General features: G+C 59.6%; 17 protein-coding genes. 16 read left to right on the top strand and 1 reads right to left on the bottom strand.

The window, feature by feature from the left end:
* The first annotated feature begins 10 nt into the window (after positions 1 to 10).
* The 9 genes from ACT3TC_RS14620 to cobJ are packed head-to-tail and all read left to right on the top strand — an operon-like array spanning position 11 to position 11,943.
* On the top strand, positions 11 to 1,732 hold the full coding sequence (locus ACT3TC_RS14620) for an AAA family ATPase (protein WP_444640544.1): 1,722 nt from the start codon (positions 11 to 13) through the stop codon (positions 1,730 to 1,732).
* On the top strand, positions 1,729 to 2,322 hold the full coding sequence (gene cobO, locus ACT3TC_RS14615; RefSeq protein WP_444640542.1) for a cob(I)yrinic acid a,c-diamide adenosyltransferase: 594 nt from the start codon (positions 1,729 to 1,731) through the stop codon (positions 2,320 to 2,322). Before ACT3TC_RS14620 ends, cobO begins: the two co-directional genes overlap by 4 nt.
* Positions 2,322 to 3,710 carry a cobyrinate a,c-diamide synthase gene (locus ACT3TC_RS14610; RefSeq protein ID WP_444640540.1) on the top strand — a complete coding sequence of 463 codons (1,389 nt, stop codon included), beginning with the start codon at positions 2,322 to 2,324 and terminating at the stop codon, positions 3,708 to 3,710. The genes cobO and ACT3TC_RS14610 overlap by 1 nt, the downstream gene beginning before the upstream one ends.
* Positions 3,697 to 4,809, top strand: a complete 1,113-nt coding sequence (gene cobW, locus ACT3TC_RS14605; protein ID WP_444640538.1) for a cobalamin biosynthesis protein CobW — start codon at positions 3,697 to 3,699, stop codon at positions 4,807 to 4,809. Before ACT3TC_RS14610 ends, cobW begins: the two co-directional genes overlap by 14 nt.
* Positions 4,809 to 8,654 (top strand): cobaltochelatase subunit CobN, encoded by a 3,846-nt coding sequence (gene cobN / locus ACT3TC_RS14600; protein ID WP_444640536.1) that lies wholly within the window; start codon positions 4,809 to 4,811, stop codon positions 8,652 to 8,654. The genes cobW and cobN overlap by 1 nt, the downstream gene beginning before the upstream one ends.
* Positions 8,651 to 9,826, top strand: coding sequence for a cobalamin biosynthesis protein CobG (locus ACT3TC_RS14595; protein ID WP_444640534.1), 1,176 nt, complete (start codon positions 8,651 to 8,653; stop codon positions 9,824 to 9,826). Before cobN ends, ACT3TC_RS14595 begins: the two co-directional genes overlap by 4 nt.
* The gene (locus ACT3TC_RS14590; RefSeq protein ID WP_444640532.1) at positions 9,810 to 10,439 is read left to right on the top strand and encodes a precorrin-8X methylmutase; all 630 of its coding nucleotides are present in this window, start codon (positions 9,810 to 9,812) and stop codon (positions 10,437 to 10,439) included. The genes ACT3TC_RS14595 and ACT3TC_RS14590 overlap by 17 nt, the downstream gene beginning before the upstream one ends.
* Positions 10,436 to 11,197, top strand: a complete 762-nt coding sequence (locus tag ACT3TC_RS14585; RefSeq protein ID WP_444640530.1) for a precorrin-2 C(20)-methyltransferase — start codon at positions 10,436 to 10,438, stop codon at positions 11,195 to 11,197. The genes ACT3TC_RS14590 and ACT3TC_RS14585 overlap by 4 nt, the downstream gene beginning before the upstream one ends.
* Positions 11,194 to 11,943, top strand: a complete 750-nt coding sequence (gene cobJ / locus ACT3TC_RS14580; RefSeq protein ID WP_444640528.1) for a precorrin-3B C(17)-methyltransferase — start codon at positions 11,194 to 11,196, stop codon at positions 11,941 to 11,943. The genes ACT3TC_RS14585 and cobJ overlap by 4 nt, the downstream gene beginning before the upstream one ends.
* Here cobJ and ACT3TC_RS14575 read toward each other — a convergent pair whose 3' ends face one another.
* Positions 11,944 to 12,681 carry a cobalt-precorrin-6A reductase gene (locus ACT3TC_RS14575; protein ID WP_444640527.1) on the bottom strand — a complete coding sequence of 246 codons (738 nt, stop codon included), beginning with the start codon at positions 12,679 to 12,681 and terminating at the stop codon, positions 11,944 to 11,946. It lies immediately after the preceding gene.
* Here ACT3TC_RS14575 and cbiE point away from each other — a divergent pair.
* From cbiE to ACT3TC_RS14540, 7 genes are all read left to right on the top strand, one after another.
* Complete coding sequence (gene cbiE / locus ACT3TC_RS14570; RefSeq protein WP_444640525.1) at positions 12,680 to 13,888, top strand: precorrin-6y C5,15-methyltransferase (decarboxylating) subunit CbiE; 1,209 nt, start codon at positions 12,680 to 12,682, stop codon at positions 13,886 to 13,888. The genes ACT3TC_RS14575 and cbiE overlap by 2 nt on opposite strands.
* Entirely contained in the window at positions 13,885 to 14,292 is a 408-nt protein-coding gene (locus ACT3TC_RS14565; RefSeq protein ID WP_087106078.1) for a cobalamin biosynthesis protein, read from the top strand. The genes cbiE and ACT3TC_RS14565 overlap by 4 nt, the downstream gene beginning before the upstream one ends.
* Positions 14,289 to 15,086 (top strand): precorrin-4 C(11)-methyltransferase, encoded by a 798-nt coding sequence (gene cobM / locus ACT3TC_RS14560; RefSeq protein WP_444640523.1) that lies wholly within the window; start codon positions 14,289 to 14,291, stop codon positions 15,084 to 15,086. Before ACT3TC_RS14565 ends, cobM begins: the two co-directional genes overlap by 4 nt.
* Complete coding sequence (cobF, locus tag ACT3TC_RS14555) at positions 15,083 to 15,847, top strand: precorrin-6A synthase (deacetylating) (RefSeq protein ID WP_444640521.1); 765 nt, start codon at positions 15,083 to 15,085, stop codon at positions 15,845 to 15,847. Before cobM ends, cobF begins: the two co-directional genes overlap by 4 nt.
* Positions 15,848 to 15,917: 70 nt before the next feature.
* Positions 15,918 to 16,358 carry a YtoQ family protein gene (locus ACT3TC_RS14550; RefSeq protein ID WP_444640519.1) on the top strand — a complete coding sequence of 147 codons (441 nt, stop codon included), beginning with the start codon at positions 15,918 to 15,920 and terminating at the stop codon, positions 16,356 to 16,358.
* A gap of 161 nt (positions 16,359 to 16,519) precedes the next feature.
* Complete coding sequence (locus ACT3TC_RS14545; protein ID WP_444640517.1) at positions 16,520 to 16,813, top strand: BrnT family toxin; 294 nt, start codon at positions 16,520 to 16,522, stop codon at positions 16,811 to 16,813.
* Positions 16,734 to 17,015, top strand: a complete 282-nt coding sequence (locus ACT3TC_RS14540) for a BrnA antitoxin family protein (protein ID WP_444640516.1) — start codon at positions 16,734 to 16,736, stop codon at positions 17,013 to 17,015. The genes ACT3TC_RS14545 and ACT3TC_RS14540 overlap by 80 nt, the downstream gene beginning before the upstream one ends.
* Positions 17,016 to 17,857: the final 842 nt, after the last annotated feature.

Here is a 17,857-nt window from a genome sequence, read left to right as displayed (position 1 = left end):
CCTTCTGCCCATGGTGATGCCTGTGGTTGAGTTTCCCTTTACCGCCGTCGTCGGCCAGGCATCGCTTAAAAAAGCGCTGCTTCTGAACGTGATTAACCCGCGCATTGGCGGGGTGCTGATTAGCGGCCCGCGAGGCAGCGCAAAATCGACTCTCGCCCGCGCGTTGGCCGCACTACTTCCAGAATCAGGTCAGGGCGACACGTCGCCGTTTGTTACGCTGCCGCTGGGCGCCAGCGAAGACCGCCTGACCGGTAGCCTGGACCTGCAAAAGGTATTGAACGAGCGCGAAGCCACCTTTCACGAAGGGCTGTTGGCCAAAGCCCATGGCGGCGTTTTGTACGTCGATGAAGTCAATCTGCTCGCTGACACGCTGGTTGACCTGCTGCTGGATGTCGCTGCCAGTGGGGTCAATATCGTCGAACGCGACGGTATCAGTCACTCCCACGCGGCACGCTTTAGCCTGATTGGCACCATGAACCCGGATGAAGGGGAACTGCGCCCGCAGTTGCTCGACCGCTTTGGCCTCTGTCTGGAACAGCCTGCCTCCATCCGTATCGAAGAACGCATCGCCATCGTGCAGCAGCGCGATGCTTTTGACCGTGACCCCGAGCGCTTTATCGCCGACTACGCTGATGAGCAGTCAGCCCTGCGTGAACGTATCGAGCAGGCGCGCCGCACGCTTGCTGCCGTTACCGCACCTGACTGGGTTTATGCGCACATCGCTAGGCGCTGTGAAGAGGCCGGCGTTGAAGGCCTGCGTGCCGATGTTACCTGGCACCGCGCCGCCCAGGCCCACGCCGCCTGGCGGGGAAGCGATACGATCACCCAGGACGATGTCGATACCGTTGAGCCTTGGGTATTGGCCCATCGGCGTACGCGTGAATCTTCCACACCGCCGTCTTCTCCGCCGCCTTCGTCTACGCCAAATGAAAAACCTTCTGGCGGTCAGCCGTCTGCCAGTGGACATTCTGGCGAGCAAGGGCAGTGGGGCGCCATGCCGCCCGTGGCGCAGAATATGCGGGATAGCCAGCCGCTTGATCTCCCTGCGCTACGCTTGGCTCCTTCTTCCCACCGGCCTGTGGCTAAGCAGCCGCTATCACTGGGCGGTAGGCGCAAGGGCGATGAAGCGGGCCAAGGGCGAACCAGGGCTGCGCTGACCTCGCGGCCGGATTGGTTTGCTACGCTGATCGCCAATCGCGGCCAATGGCCTTGGCGGCAGTTGCGTTATCAAAAAGCGCGCACCGGGCAGCCGGTGCTGCATTTGGTACTGCTGGATACCTCCGGCTCGACGTTGGGTAAGCGCTTGTTGGGCCAAGCCAAGGGCTGGGTCGATAGCCTGACCCGCCAGGCGTACAGCGCGCGCGAGCAGATGGCCGTATTGGGCTTTGGCAACGATGCGGTGACACCGTTATTCACCCGCCAACGTGCCCCCAAAAGCCTGGAAGCTACGCTGAACAGTGCCGATGGCGGGGGCGGTACGCCGCTGCGTAAAGTGGTAGAGGAGGCTGGGCGGTTGATTCGCCAGTGGCAGCGCCGTGAGCCTGGCCTGCATATACGCACTTACTTGATCACCGACGGACGCACCCGCGAATCCGTTGCAGACCTGCCAAAACTGGGCGACTGCGTGGTGATGGATACCGAATACTCATTTGTAAAACGTGGCCAGGCCGCGCGCCTTGCCCAGCAGCTGGGCGCCCACTATTGGGCCCTGCCCACCCAGGAGTCAGCATGAGCGATAGCAATCACCAAAACCGCATGCAGCGCAAAAAAGAGGTGGTCGATGAGCGCATCAGCCGCGCTATTGATGAGCGCGGGGTGTTAATCCTGCTCAAAGGCAACGGCAAGGGTAAAAGCAGCTCGGCGCTCGGTACATTGGCGCGCTCGCTGGGGCATGGTCAGAAAGGCGCGGTCATTCAGTTCATTAAAGGGCGGCGCGAAACCGGCGAATACCTGTTCTTTCGTGACCACCCAAGGCTTGACTGGCACATCATGGGCCAAGGGTTTACCTGGGAAACCCAGGACCGCGAGCGCGATATCCAAGCCGCCGAAGCCGCCTGGGAAATCGCCAAGGGCCTGTTGGAAGACTCGGCCTACAACATCATCGTGCTGGACGAAATGAGCTATATGTTCAAGTACGGCTACCTGGACCCGGTGCCGGTGGTCGAGGCACTCAAACGCCGCCCGGCGCATCAAAGCGTGATTATTACCGGGCGCACCATGGCCCAGCCGCTTCAGGAAGTAGCAGACACTATCAGCACCGTTCAGGATGAGCGTCACGCGTTTCGCGGCGGCGTTAAAGCTCAGGCGGGGATCGAGTACTGATGAGTACACCTTCTGCCCGCTGCCCCGCGTTGTTTATCTCGGCACCCGCCTCGGGCCAGGGTAAAACCACGGTAACCGCTGGGCTTGCGCGGCTGCTGCGTAATCAGGGCAAGGTGGTGCGGGTATTTAAAACCGGCCCGGACTACCTGGACCCGCAAATACTCGCTCAGGCCTCGGGCCAGCCGGTTGATCAGCTCGACTTATGGATGGCAGGCGAAGCCTACTGCCGCCAGCGCTTTTATGAAGCCGCTGTTGAAGCCGATTTGATTCTGGTGGAAGGCGCCATGGGGATGTTTGACGGCGAGCCTTCCAGTGCCGATTTAGCCGCGCTGTTCGGCATTCCCATGGCCATCGTAATGGATGTAAAAGGCATGGCCCAAACCGCCGCTGCGCTGGTAACAGGGCTGGCTGGCTTTCGCGACGATATTCATTTTGCCGGGCTGATTGCCAATAACTGTGGCTCGCAGCGCCATCGCGAGCTGATTGAAGGCGCGCTGCCTGAAGCCATACCGTTTTTAGCTGCCGTACCACGCGACCCTGAACTTGCACTTCCCGAGCGCCATCTGGGCTTGGTGCAGGCGGAAGAGATCCGCGACGACCTGGAAATTCGCTTTGAAGCCGCCGCGCAGGCGCTGGAAGCCGCAGGCCTGCTGGATGCGCTCGCCACGCTTGCGCCGGTCAGCTTTAGTGCTTCTACTGAGGCGCTTCCCGCTGTGCCGCAAGTGCTAACAGGGCAGACGATAGGCGTAGCCCGCGATGCGGCGTTCAGCTTTATTTATCAGGCCAACCTGGATCTGCTGGCGCAGATGGGCGCGCAGGTGCGCTTTTTCTCTCCGCTGAGCGATGCCGAACTGCCCGAGTGCGATGCCCTTTGGCTACCCGGCGGCTACCCGGAGCTTCACGCGCAGGCACTTGCGGCGAACAGCGCCATGCGCGATGCCATTAAAGGCTTCTTTAGCGCGGGCAAACCCATCCTCGCCGAGTGTGGTGGCATGCTGTATAGCTTGGAAACGCTAACCGACTATGCTGAGAACTCTCACTCTATGCTCGGTTTACTGCCGGGGCACGGTGCCATGCGCGGGCGTCGCGGCTGCCAAGGCATGCAGACTGCCGAGCTACCCGAAGGGCCGGTTCGCGGCCATGCGCACCATCGCTCGATGGCCGAGCAAACGCCTGAGCCGATTGCTTACGGGTGCCGCCAGCGCCACCCAGCGCCGGGTGAGCCGATCTACCGGGCCGGGCGCCTGACGGCGACCTACTTACACCTGTTTTTCCCGAATAATCCTGCGGCGGTAGCGCGTCTGTTTAGCCACGCTCTTGGCAACGATTCAGCGCGGGCCACGGCCGCAAGCTCCCAAATTAAGGAATCCTCGCATGCAGTTAAATAAAATTCCCGCCACGGTTGTGACCGGTTTTCTGGGCAGCGGCAAGACCACCTTGCTGGCCAATATTCTGCGCCAGATTACCGGCAAGCGGATTGCGGTTATCGTCAATGAGTTTGGCGAGCAGGATATCGACTCAAGCCTGCTGCGTAGCTGTGCGCTGGATTGTGACGCAGAAAGTGACGAGGGTGAGCAAATCGCCTCCGGTGAAGACGGCAGCATTTACGAGCTGGCCAATGGCTGCATCTGCTGCACGGTGGAAGAAGAGTTTTTGCCGGTGATGAAACAACTGGTGGCGCGGCGTGATGATATCGACCACATCCTGATCGAAACCAGCGGGCTGGCCTTGCCCAAGCCGCTGGTGCAGGCGTTTAACTGGCCGGAAGTGCGTCAGCACTGCACCGTGGATGCCATTATCACGGTGATCGACGGGCCTGCCGTCGCTGCGGGCCGGTTTGCCAACGACGAAGAAAAAGTTGCCGCTCAGCGGCTGGCCGATGACAGCCTTGATCACGACCCCAGCCTGCGCGAACTGCTGGATGACCAGCTAAGTGCGGCGGATTTAGTGCTGGTCAGTAAAACCGACCTGCTGAGCGCCGACGAAAAAGCCCGCGTTGAAGCGCTGGTACAGGCGCGGGTGCCCGCATCGGTCAAAACGCTGTTTATCGACCAAACGCTAGCGACTGACACGGCCCAGCTGGAGGCCCTGATGGGCATAGGCGCGGCCAGTGAAGAGCATATCGACAAGATTACCAATCATCACGACAAGCACCATGCCGAAGGCACCCACCATGATCACGCCCATGATAACTTTGACTCCTGCGTGATTACGCTGGGCGAAGTCGATGGCGATGAGCTGGCGGCCAAGCTTCAACATCTGCTGAAAACCCAGGAGATCTATCGCGCCAAGGGTTTTGCGGCCATTCCCGGTAAGCCCATGCGCCGAGTCATCCAGGCAGTGGGCGAGCGCCTGGACGGTTATTTTGATCGCTTATGGCGCCAGGACGAGCCGCGCCAGACCCAACTGGTGATTATTGGCAAAACGCTGAACAGCGATGAAATTCATAAGGCGCTTGCCAGCGCTGAGAAGCCGGTAAGCGCCTAATGCATCTTTTCGCTGCCAAACCGGGGGGCTTTGTTGATGATGAAGGCATCATCGACCTACAGCAAAGCCCTGCCGAGGTTGTGATTATGTCCGCCGCTGACAGTAACTTGTCGGCGTTGGCCCAAGCGGTTGATCGCCTGGGCGATGACTACCCCTCGGTGCGGCTGGCGAACTGGATGAACCTGGTGAAACCAGCGGCGTTTGATCTTTACGAAGACCGCGTGCTGGAAAAAGCCCGCTTGGTGGTGGTGTCACTGCTGGGCGGCAAAGGGTACTGGCAATACGGTTACGAGCGGCTTCTGGCTTGGGCGGCTGCCAAGCCCGGGCGCCAACTGATTCTGGTGCCCGGCTGCGACGCCCCGGACGATGCCCTGCTGGAAGACTCCAGCATTGCCTTTGACGATGCCTACCGCGTATGGCGCTACTTGCGCGAAGGCGGCGTGGATAACGCCGAGCAGCTGCTGCGCTTTATCGGAAGTGAATGCTTGGCGCATGAGTACCTAGCACATAAGTACTCGTGGCAAGAGCCTAAAGTGATTCCGGCGGCGATAATTTACGCACCCCAAGCCAACGGCCAGCAAGCGGTCAGCCTAAGCGAGTGGCGTGACCAGCGTATTGCAGAGCGCCCGGTGTGCCTGCTGCTGTTTTATCGCAGCCACCTGCAAGGCGCGAATACCGCTGTGCTCGACGGCATGATCGACGCGCTGAAAGCCGAAGGGCTTGAGCCGTTAGCCGTCGCGGTGGCCTCTTTAAAAGAAGGCCCCTGCATCGCGTTCGCCAATCACCTCATTGAGCAAACCGGCGCCATGCTGGTGGTCAATACCACCGGCTTTTCGGTAAACCGTACCGCCGATGACGCCAATGCAGCAGATGAGCTGGGCAGCAATCTTCATGAGAGCCTTTTTATCGGGCGGCCGGTGGTGCTTCAGGCGATACTCGCCAGCAGTACGGCGGATGACTGGCAGGGCATGGCCGCAGGCCTGCATAGTCGTGATGTCGCCATGCAGGTAGTGCTACCCGAAATGGACGGGCGGATTATCACCCGTGCCGTTGGATTTAAAGCTGAGGCGCACTATAACGCTCGCGCCCAGCTCTCAGTCACGCACCACACGCTGCACCCAGAACGCGCTGCCTTTGTGGCCAAACTGGCCCGGCGGTTTTGCGCGCTGTGCCAAACGCCCAATGCCCAAAAGCGCGTCGCGCTGATTATGGCCAACTACCCCAACCGCGATGGGCGTATCGGTAACGGCGTGGGGCTGGATACACCGGCCTCTACGCTGCACATTTTAAATGCCCTGAAAGGTGCCGGTTATCCGCTAAGCGAATTGCCGGAAAGCGGCGATGCGCTGATTCGCCTGCTCCAGGGCGCCGTTACTAACGATCATGACAGTCTGGATCAACGCGCTTGCTGGCAAAGCATCAGCGTTGAGGATTATCTGGCCTGGTTTCAAACCCTGCCCGCCGCGCTTCAGAAAACGATATGGACCCGCTGGGGCGCGCCGCAAGATGACCCAAAATGCCGCCAGGGGCGGCTGATGATTTCGGGTATCCGCTTGGGCGAAACCTTCGTGGGCATCCAACCCGAGCGCGACTTTATTGAAGACCTGACCCAGTCCTATCACGATATGGAGCTGGCGCCGCCGCACAGCTACCTGGCGTTTTACCTCTGGCTGCGCGAGCACTATCAGGTCGAGGCAGTTATTCACGTGGGCAAGCACGGTAATCTTGAGTGGCTGCCGGGCAAAAGCACCGCGCTAAGCGCCGAATGCTGGCCGGATATCGCCTTGGGTCCGATGCCGCATTTCTACCCGTTTATTGTGAATGACCCCGGCGAAGGCGCCCAGGCCAAGCGCAGAAGCCAGGCGGTAATTATCGACCACCTGATGCCGCCGCTGGCGCGCGCTGAACTTTACGGCCCCATGGCTGAGCTTGAAGCGCTTACCGATGAGTATTATCAGGCGCTGGACATGGACCCACGCCGTGAAGCGCTAATTCGCGAGCAGATACTTTTGCATCTGCGGGCAACCGGCATCGGTCAGGAGCTTGCCCACGCGGTGAATAGCAGCTGTGACAGCGAAATTCTCAACGAGCTGGACACGTTTCTGTGCGATATCAAGGAAGCCCAGATTCGCCACGGCCTGCACATACTGGGCACGCTACCGCCCGAGGAGAAACGGGCGGCCACGCTGGTAGCCCTGTTAAGGCTGCCGCGTGGTGAAGCGGTGGCAAGCCGCGGTTTGCTGCACAATCTGGCCGCTGACTTGGTGCTGGGTGAGGACTTCGACCCGCTGGCGGCGGGCAGCGAGCCTTGGCTTGGCCCTAAACCGGCCGTGCTGGCAGGCAAACTAACCGCTGCCTGGCGAACCGGCGCTGATACCCGCGAGCGGCTGGAGCTGCTCGGCGAAGAGCTGGTGGCCGACTATGTGTTGGCTCAAGGTTGCCTTACAACGCTCTCGCAACATTATCCGGCCACGGCCGAGCAGCTTAAATTTGCCCGCGAGCAGCTGTGGGCCGCCATGCAGCAGGGCGTAAAGATGGAGGTTGGCTCGCTGCTGGATGGGCTTGAGGGGATTTTCGTGCCCGCCGGACCGAGCGGTGCGCCGAGCCGGGGGCGGTTGGATACGCTGCCCACCGGGCGCAACTTTTTCAGCGTGGATAACCGCTCGATTCCTTCGCCTGCTGCCTGGACGCTGGGGGAAAAGTCCGCTCAGGCATTTGTCGAACGCTACCTGCAGGATCACGGCGACTATCCACGACGCTTGGGGCTCTCCATCTGGGGGACCGCGACCATGCGCACCGGCGGCGACGATATCGCGCAAGCGTTTGCGCTGATGGGTGTGCGGCCCAAATGGTCGTTGGGCTCTCAGCGGGTGATCGATTTTGAAGTAATCCCTTCAATGTTGCTTAACCGGCCACGGGTGGATGTCACGCTGCGCGTATCCGGATTTTTTCGCGATGCCTTTCCGAACGTGATTCGCCTGTTTGATGCCGCCGTGCAAGCGGTTGCCAGCTATGCAGAACCGGGCGATAGCAACACCATTCGCGCCGCTGTGCTTGAACGCCAGCACGCCCTTGAAGCGCAAGGGTTAAGTGCCGAAATGGCCGCCCAGGAAGCGAGCTACCGTATTTTTGGCAGCAAGCCTGGCGAGTATGGCGCAGGCCTGAACCGGCTGATTGAAAACCGTAGCTGGGGCGATGCCGATGACCTGGCTGAGGCCTACCTGGGCACCGGTGCCTATGCTTACGGGCAGTTTGCGGATTCCGGCACCGCTGCACGCAGCGCTTTTGAGCAGCAGATCAAAGGGCTGGATGCGGTAATACAGAATCAGGATAACCGCGAGCACGATATTCTCGATTCCAACAGCTACTACGCCTTTCAGGGCGGTATGGCCAACGCTACCCGCGCGCTTGCCGGCCAGGCGCCTGAGGTCTATCACGCCGACCACGCCAACCCCGCCGTACCCAAAATACGCACACTCAAAGAGGAGCTTGCCCGGGTCATTCGCTCGCGCGTGTTGAACCCCAAGTGGATCAACGCCATGCGCGAACACGGCTACAAGGGCGCGTTTGAGATGGCCGCCACGGTCGACTACCTGTTTGCTTACGACGCCACCACGGACCTGGTCGCGGATTACCAGTACGCCCAGGTGAGTGAAGCTCTGGTGCTGGATGAGGCCAACCAGCAGTTTTTACATGAGCACAACCCGGCAGCCCTTGAAGAGATGGCCGAGCGGCTGCTGGAAGCTGCCCAGCGCGGCATGTGGCAGGAACCCGGCGAGCACGGTAACGCGCTGCAAGACCTGCTGCTGGAAATGGACGAAGCCAGGGAAACCGCCAGTTTATGAGCACTGGTCCGCTGATCAAAGGCTGGTGCCCCGGCGCCTGGCGGCCCATGGAAACTGGCGACGGCTGGCTAGTGCGCGTGCGCCCACCGCTCGGCCAGCTTTCCAAAGCGCAGGTGCTCGCGCTGTGCGACGCAGCGGAAACCTTCGGCAATGGGTTAATTGAGTTAACCAGCCGCGCCAATATTCAACTGCGCGGCGTCTCGGAAAGCACATGGCCGCCGTTAATGGACTTTTTGGTCGCGCACGAATTGGTCAGCGCGGAGCCCGCCACCGAGCAGCAACCCCAATGTCTGCTAGCGCCCGGCTGGCAGGCGGGCGATGACACGCATCAACTTGCCCGCTTGTTACAGGCGCGAGGCAGCGAGTTGGCCGCGATGCCCAGCAAAGTCGGTATTGTGATTGATGCAGGTGAATTAGCGGTATTGGGAGATGCCGCCGCTGATTTTCGAGTTGAACGCGCAATAGAAGGCGGGCTGATAGTGCGCGCCGAAGGCCATGCCTGCGGTACGCCGGTGGGCTCTATTGAGGCGGCCATCGAGCATTTAATACGCCTGACGCACTGGTTTGTGGAAAGCGGCGGAAATGACGCCGGGCGGATGAGGCGGCATAAAGTGCCGCTTCCCGCGTGGTCACCTGCTAAAATGCGCCCCGCGAGCGCTTCTGCCATGGAGAATGCAACGCAGGGCGCGGCGCTGGCGCTTGGCGAGTATCAAGCGGGGATGGTTTACGGGCTGCCGTTTGGGCGCGCAGCCGCTGCTGCGTTGCGGGCAGCGGTTACGCCTGCGGCGGTGAGCCATGTGCGAGTAACGCCGTGGCGACGTTTATGGGTCAAGGGTGCAAGTGAGCCGATTGAAGGCTTAATCAGCGATAACCAGGATACGCGCTTATTGATGGATGCCTGCCCCGGCGCGCCTTACTGCGCTCAGGCAAGCGTTGCTACCCAGCCGCTGGCTAAACGGTTAGCGCCCGACGTTAAAAGACACAGCGTTCATATATCCGGTTGCGCCAAGGGGTGCGCCCGCCGTTCATCGGCCGACGTGTGCCTGGTCGGTCAGGCAGGCCGATTTAATCTTATTGTTAAGGGTGATGCCCAGAGCACGCCCGTTAAGATAGGCCTCACCGAGACTGAGGTCGTCGAATATTTGGAGAGTTTGGGTGCCCTATACGTATGAAACAAGCGGCCCGGCGATTTACCGGGAATCCTTCGCGATTATCCGCAGCGAGGCCGACCTTGCGCGCTTTTCTGCCGAGGAAGAAACCGTTGCCGTGCGCATGATTCACGCCGCCGGGCTTGTCGAGTTGGCCGCGCATATTCACTTTCAAAATGACGCGGTCAATAAAGCGCGTTCAGCACTCGAACGTGGCGCGCCAATTCTCTGCGATGCGCGGATGGTTTCTGAAGGCATCACCCGCAAGCGGCTGCCGGCCAATAACGAGATTATTTGCACCCTGAACGATGAGCGCACGCCACACCTCGCTCAGGAAATGGCTAACACCCGTTCGGCCTCAGCACTAGAACTATGGCGCCCGCATCTGGAAGGCGCCGTGGTGGCCATTGGCAACGCGCCCACCGCGCTGTTTCATCTTTTAAATATGCTGGAAGACCCAAGCTGCCCGCGCCCGGCGGCAGTAATCGGCTGCCCGGTAGGCTTTGTAGGCGCCGCTGAATCCAAGGAAGCGCTATGGGCGACGCCCGCCATTCCCAGCTGCATCGTTCGTGGCCGCTTGGGCGGAAGCGCGGTGACGGTCGCGGCCATTAACGCCATGGCGGATCGCGTCGAATGACTCAGGCCTCTACGCAAGAAACTATACAAAGTACCAAGCAAGGCACGGTTTACGGCGTTGGCCTGGGGCCGGGCAGCCAGGACTTGATGAGTGTACGTTCGGATCGTCTGATTCGTGGCGCCACGCATGTTGCCTATTTTCGTAAAAAGGGCCGCAAGGGCCATGCGCGCAGCATTGTTGAAGGCTTGTTAGCCTCCGGCACTATCGAGCTGCCCATGGAGTATCCGGTTACCACGGAGATTCCTTTCGACGACCCGCAGTACAACGCGCTGCTCTCGCAGTTCTATTCGCGATGCGTGGCCCAGCTGATCGAGATAGCCAACGCCGGTTCCAACGTGGTGGTGCTCTGCGAAGGCGACCCGTTCTTCTACGGCTCGTTTATGCACCTGTATACGCGCCTGCTGAGCCAAGTGCCGGTGTCGGTAGTGCCGGGGATTACCGGCATGTCTGCCGCCTGGACAGCGACCGCGCAGCCCATCACCTGGGGCGACGATATCCTGACCGTGCTGATGGGCACGCTGCCGGAAGAAACGCTCGCCAAACATATCGCCGATACCGACGCGCTGGTGGTCATGAAAATTGGGCGCAACCTGAACAAGCTGCGCCGCGCGCTTAAACACGTGGGTCGGGAAGACCAGGCGTTGCTCATTGAGTACGCCGCCATGGAGCAGCAGCGTGTGTTGCCGCTGGTGGAGGTCGGCGAGAGCGTGCCTTACTTCTCGATAGTGCTGATTCACGGTAATGGGAGGCGCCCATGAGCGGCTGGCTAAAAATTGTCGGCTTGGGCCCAGGCGCCGAGGCGATGATTACTCCCGAAGTGTCCGCCGCGCTTTTGGATGCCACCGACGTTGTCGGCTATGTGCCTTACGTTAACCGCGTAGCGCCGCGCTCAGGCTTGGTGCGCCACGGCTCGGATAATCGCGAAGAGATTCGCCGTGCCGAGCAGGCCTTGCAGCTGGCGTTAGAAGGCCAACGAGTCGTGGTGGTTTCCTCTGGCGACCCCGGTGTATTCGCCATGGCCTCGGCGGTGTTTGAAGCGCTGGAAGCGGGCGATGCCGCGTGGCGCGCACTGGATATTCAGGTGCTGCCGGGTATTTCGGCTATGCTCGCGGCCAGCGCCCGTGTGGGTGCGCCGCTGGGGCACGACTTCTGCTGCATCAATTTATCCGACAACTTGAAGCCTTGGGCGCTGATCGAAAAGCGCCTGCGCCTAGCCGTTGAAGCCGATTTTGCGATGGCGTTTTATAACCCGCGCTCAAAATCGCGCCCGGTAGGTTTCGAGCGCACCCTGGAGGTGTTGCGCGAGGCGTGCGAACCCGAACGGTTGATCATCTTCGCCCGCGCGGTTTCGACGCCGGAAGAATCGATCCGCGTAACGGCCTTAAAAGATGCCACGCCGGACATGGCCGATATGCGCACGCTGGTGATTGTCGGTTCAAAACAGACGCGGTTAATTGAGCGAGATGGTGAGCCGTTGGTGTATACGCCGCGTTCAGCGCTTTGATCAAGAGCGATCATTAAGCCAGGCAAGCACCTCATCAACGCTATGCACTTCATGGCGAGCGGGCAGCGCCGGGCGGTCAATCATGATAACTGGCACGCCGAGCGCGCGGGCGGCGCCAAGTTTGGAAACAGCACCTTCGCCACCAGCGTTTTTGCACACGATGCGCTCGATACGCTGGGTTTTAAGTAGCGCTAAATCGCCTTCCAGCGTGAACGGGCCCCTATCCACCGTGGTGGTGAAGTGGGCAAGCGGCGGCGGGGCGGTTGGCTCGTCGACCAAACGCAGCACATAGTGGTGTTGAGGCTGCGCGGCAAACGCGGCCAGGTGCATGCGGCCAATGGCGAGCAGCACACGCTGGGGCGGGCCTTCGAGGGCGCTAACTGCCTCTTCGACACTTGCCACGTGTTGCCAGTTATCGTGAGTGGTGGGCGTCCAGGCGGGGCGGGTCAGAGCAATCGCCGGTACGTCAGTTTGCTGGGCGGCGGCCAACACATTACGGCTCATTTGTGTGGCAAACGGGTGAGTTGCATCAATAATATGGGTGATGCGCTGTTGGGTAATAAAAGCTGCTAAACCGTCGGCGCCGCCGAAACCGCCCACGCGGGTGGGCAATGGCTGCGCTTTAGGCGCGTTAACGCGGCCTGCATAGCTGAACATGGCTGGAATGCCGCGCTGGCTAACGGCGCTGGCCAAGGCGCTGGCTTCACTCGTACCCCCAAGAATCAGGACGTTTATCATGGCTGAGGTTAACAAGACTCCGTGGCTCACACTGTTAGGTTGGGGGGAGAGTGGCACAGCGGGCCTGACAGCGGCAAGCTGCGAGCAGCTTGAGCGTGCCGAAATCGTGTTTGGTGCGCATCGCCATTTGCGCCTTCTTCCCCCGCTAAATGCGGATATTCGCGAATGGCCGGTGCCGTTTCTTGATGGCATCCCCGCACTTCTCAATGAGCGTGGCCGCCGAGTAGTCATGCTGGTTTCCGGCGACCCGTTCTGGTTCGGGGCGGGCACTAGCGTGGCGCGCCACTTGGAGGCCAGCGAATGGATCGCCGTGTCATCGCCTTCGACCTTTAGCCTGGCGGCGGCCCGGTTGGGCTGGCCGCTTGAGCGCTGCACCTGCCTGGGCCTGCACGCCAAACCGCTCACCCGCCTTCGACCTTACCTACAAAGCGGCCAGCGCTTGCTGGTGCTGTTACGCGATGGCGCCGCTGTGGCTGAATTGGCCGCGCTGGTGAAAACGTTTGGCTTTGGGGGTTCCCAACTGAACGTGCTGGAAGCCCTGGGCGGTGAAGGTGAGCGCATCCGCACGCTGCGCATGGATGAAGCGCTACCCGAGGATATCGCCCATCCGGTGGCGGTAGGTATTGAAGTCGCGGGCAACGGCCCCGCAATTCCCTTAACGCCTGGCTTGGCCGATAGCTTTTTTGAGCACGATGGGCAGATCACCAAGCAGGCCGTGCGTAGCTTGACGCTTTCGGCACTTTCCCCCAGGTTTGGGGAGCGGTTGTGGGATATCGGCACCGGCTCTGGCTCTATCGCCATTGAGTGGCTGCTGGCCCACCCGGATAATCAGGCCATCGGCTTTGAGCAGCATCCGGAGCGCGCCGCCCGGGCGCGGCGTAATGCAGAAAGCCTCGGCGTTGACTGGCTGGAGATAAACGAAGGCCGCGCACCGGAGGTGCTTGAGAATGCGCCGCTGCCTGATGCGGTGTTTATCGGCGGCGGGCTTTCTCAGGAACTGCTGGACGCTTTATGGCAGGTGTTGCCTAGCGGCACACGCGTAGTGGCCAACGCGGTCACGCTGGAATCCGAAGCGTTGCTGGTGCACTGGCAGCAACAGGCGGGCGGCGAACTGCTGCGCCTAGAGCTGGCCCACGCCGCACCCATGGGCACACGTCGGGGCTGGAAATCCAGCTACCCAATTGTGCAGTGGCGTGGCGTTCGATGACCAAGCAAACAGTGGCTAGGCAGGCGCTTAAAGTCGCAGGGTTCGGCTTTCGCCAGCAGGCAACGCTTGAATCACTGGAACAGGCGCTGGATCAATTGATTGCCGAGTACGGCCCTATCGACCAGTTGGCGGCAGCGCACAGTATGCTGCCACTGGTTGAAGCGCTGGGCAGTGCCCGCCACATCCCGGTAGTAGGCGTAGCGGACGAAGCGCTGGCAAGCGTTACCACGCTGACCCACTCCGCCTACAGCCTGCGCGAAAAAGGCACCGGCAGCGTGGCGGAGGCCGTAGCGCTGTTGGCCGCAGGCAGCGGGGCGCGGCTTTTAGGCCCACGCACAGTTTCAAACGATAGAAAGGCCACGGCCGCGGTGGCAACCACAGCGGCGCAAGGAGTTGGATTATGACGGTTCATTTTATTGGCGCAGGTCCCGGCGCGCCGGATCTTTTGACGCTGCGCGGGCGCGATTTAATTACCGCCTGCCCGGTGTGCCTGTATGCGGGTTCACTGGTGCCCGAGCAAATTCTTGGGCACTGCCCAGAAGGCGCCCGCATCATCAACACCGCGCCGCTGTCACTCGATGAGATTATGCAGGAAATTCAAACCGCCCACGCCGCAGGCCAGGATATCGCCCGGCTGCACTCCGGCGATTTATCGGTGTGGTCCGCGATGGGCGAACAGCTGCGCCGCCTGCGCGAGCTTGATATTCCCTACAGTGTTACCCCCGGCGTGCCTTCCTTTGCGGCGGCGGCGGCAACGCTCGGCCAAGAGCTTACACTTCCCGGCGTAGCGCAATCCGTAGTGCTGACCCGCACGCCGGGCCGGGCCAGTGCCATGCCGGAAAACGAGACGCTGGCCAACTTCGCCCGCACAGGCGCCACGCTTGCCATTCATCTCTCCATTCACAACCTGACCCAGGTGGTGGAAAGCCTGGCGCCCCATTACGGCGAAGAGTGCCCGGTAGCGATTGTATGGCGAGCCAGCTGGCCGGATGAGCATGTGGTGCGCGGGCGCTTATCCACGGTGGAATCGCTGATTGACCACACGCTGCAGCGCACGGCGCTGATTCTGGTAGGGCCGGTGCTGGAATCCCATGACTTTCAGGAAAGTAGCCTGTACGCGGTAGGTTACGACCGCCGTTTTCGCCCGCAGTCCGCCGATTCGCCGTTTGCCAGTAGCGATGAAGAGGGCAGTGTATGATCACGCTCTCGCTGATCGGCATTGGCACCGGCAACGTTGACCACGTAACACTCGCGGCGGTGCGCGCACTCAACGAGGCCGAGGTGATTCTGCTGCCGCGCAAGGGAGAAGCGAAATCAGACCTGATCGATCTGCGCCGCGTGCTGTGTGAACAGCTTCTTAATGACACGGCCAGTACCCGCATCGTCGAGTTCGATTTACCCACCCGCGATGCCGAACGCCAGTACCTAAGCGCAGTAGACGAATGGCACAACGCCATTGCCAGCGTGTGGGCAGAGTTGATGGGTAAGCACCTGCCAAGCGGCGGGCGCGTCGGCATGCTGGTATGGGGCGACTCCTCGCTATATGACAGCAGCCTGCGCATCGCCAAGCGCCTGACGGATAGCGGCCGTGCGGTTGAGGTTAACGTGGTACCCGGCATCACCAGCCTGCAAGTGCTCACCGCCGAGCATAAAATTCCGCTCAACGCGCTCGCCGAACCCATCCAAATCACCACCGGCCGCCGCCTGCGTGAACGCGGCTGGCCCAGCGATGCCGCTACGGTGGCTGTGATGCTCGACAGCGGCGGGGCGTTCGCCACGTTGCCACAAGATGATACTTACATTTGGTGGGGCGCCTACCTGGGCATGGATAAGCAGTGCCTGATCAAAGGCCAGCTAAGCGAGGTAAGCGACGAGATCATTGAGCGCCGCGCCGCGCTGCGTGAAGCGCATGGCTGGATTATGGATATTTATCTGCTGGCCAGACAGCCTCTGCTATAGTGCTGGTATTAATATGGAATTATTTTCCATAAAATAGCGCTACTGACCAACTAACCTTTGAGGAATGACCATGAGCTTTTACGTCTACCTTTCCGGCGAGATCCACACCGACTGGCGCGAAGAAATCCAACGTGGCGCTGAAGCCGCAGGCCTGGATATCGTCTTTACTGCCCCCGTAACCGATCACGACGCGAGTGACGCCGCAGGCGACCATCTGGGCGAGCAAAGCAACCAATTCTGGCGCGACCACCAATCCTCTAAAGTAAACGCCATCCGCACCCGCACGCTGATCGAGCAAAGCGATCTGGTCGTCGTGCGCTTCGGCGACAAGTACAAGCAGTGGAACGCTGCCTTTGATGCAGGCTACTGCGCCGCACTCGCCAAGCCCTATATCACTTTGCACTCTGAGGATATCGTTCACCCGCTGAAAGAAGTGGATGCCGGGGCGCAGGCTTGGTGTACCACTACCGAGCAGGTTGTGGAAACCCTCAAGTACGTGCTCAAAGCGTAAGCCAGACTAATATTCTGCAGGCCCAAAAAGCGGCCTGCAGAACTCCCGCTCTTGTGCTTCCAGGTTATGTGGGAGCCCGCTTTAGCGCGCGAAAGGCCCCGCCCCAATAATCAACATTTCCAACACATTGATAATACGTATGCTATAACTACAATGTAATTATGAGCCATGTTACCTTTGACTGGGATCCACGTAAGGATGCCGCTAATCGCAAAAAGCATGACGTTTCGTTTCAAGAAGCTAAAACTGCTTTTACAGATGAGTTCGGCCGGCTGATATCAGATCCTGATCATTCTGAAGATGAGGATCGGTTCATACTTCTCGGGACGAGCATTCATTCGCGTTTGCTGGTGGTGTGCCACTGCATTAGAGACGGTGAGACCATTCGCATTATTTCAGCGCGTAAGGCAGATAAGCGAGAGAGAAAAGCTTACGAAGGACATAGATATGCGTGATCATTATGATTTTTCAGATTCCGTTAAAAACCCATACGCCAAGAAACTTAAAAAGCAGGTCACTATCCGGCTGGACGAAGACACCATTGCGTATTTCAAGAAGCTGGCGGAAGAAAAAGACCTGCCTTATCAAAGCTTGATTAATCTCTACCTGCGCGACTGCGCACAGTCCCACAAAGACCTTAAGCTTGAGTGGCAATAATCGGCGCGGTGCTGACCAGGCTCTACATCACTAACACACCAAAGGTATCGTTTACCCGCTGAAAGGAGTGGGTCAGCTCAAGCTCAAGCCCAAGCCCAAGCTTGGTGGGCCACGACTGCACAGGTCGTCGAAAGCCTCAACTGCATACTGAAAGCGGCATCCCTCTGCAGATCAAAAGGGCCTGTAACTCCTTTTCTTGCCACTGCTAAAGGTTGTTTTTGTGGGAGCCCGCTTCAGCGCGCGAAAGCCCCGCCCCAAGAATCATCACAAGTAGCGTGGCGTAACGTTTGGCGAGGCACGAGCCACCAAGGCACCCGCGAAGGGCAGCGCTAGCTGCCCCGATGTCATCGCTAATGCAGCCCTTTTATCTCAAAAAACTGACATCAGCTTTTCCTCACCGCGCCCATTCTTCCCAGTGGCCTCGCTGCACTACGACCTATTGCTGACCGCTGTCATAAAATTACCACGTGACCGAAGGTAAATTTGTGAATAGAGTATGATTGAAATGAGCAAGCACGCGAATAATGAATATGCTGCCTGAGAGTTTTGAGAAGCTATATTAAACAGTGAGTTATGATATCTGTGTAGGCAGTATAACATCAAGGAATGTGCTGGCACGTTTATTGATGTTATGTGGCTGGGCGTATAACCACTGTTATGTGAATTAAATTTCACCAACTGAACAAATGATCGCTTAAACTAGTGTCCACTGTTGCTGGGTAAGATCATCATAGACAGCCGAGCAGTCTCACCGTTGCTGCTCTGAGCATGGAAAACGGATAAGTCTAGCTTGTGCTCAATCAGAAAATACACCGCGTACTCAAAGGTACTGGGTTGGAACT

The organism is Halomonas sp. AOP27-A1-41 (assembly GCF_052378605.1).
Classification (GTDB): Bacteria; Pseudomonadota; Gammaproteobacteria; order Pseudomonadales; family Halomonadaceae; genus Vreelandella; species Vreelandella citrativorans.
The sequence above is the reverse complement of the archived record's forward strand: the minus strand, read 5'-3'. Positions and strand labels throughout refer to the sequence as shown.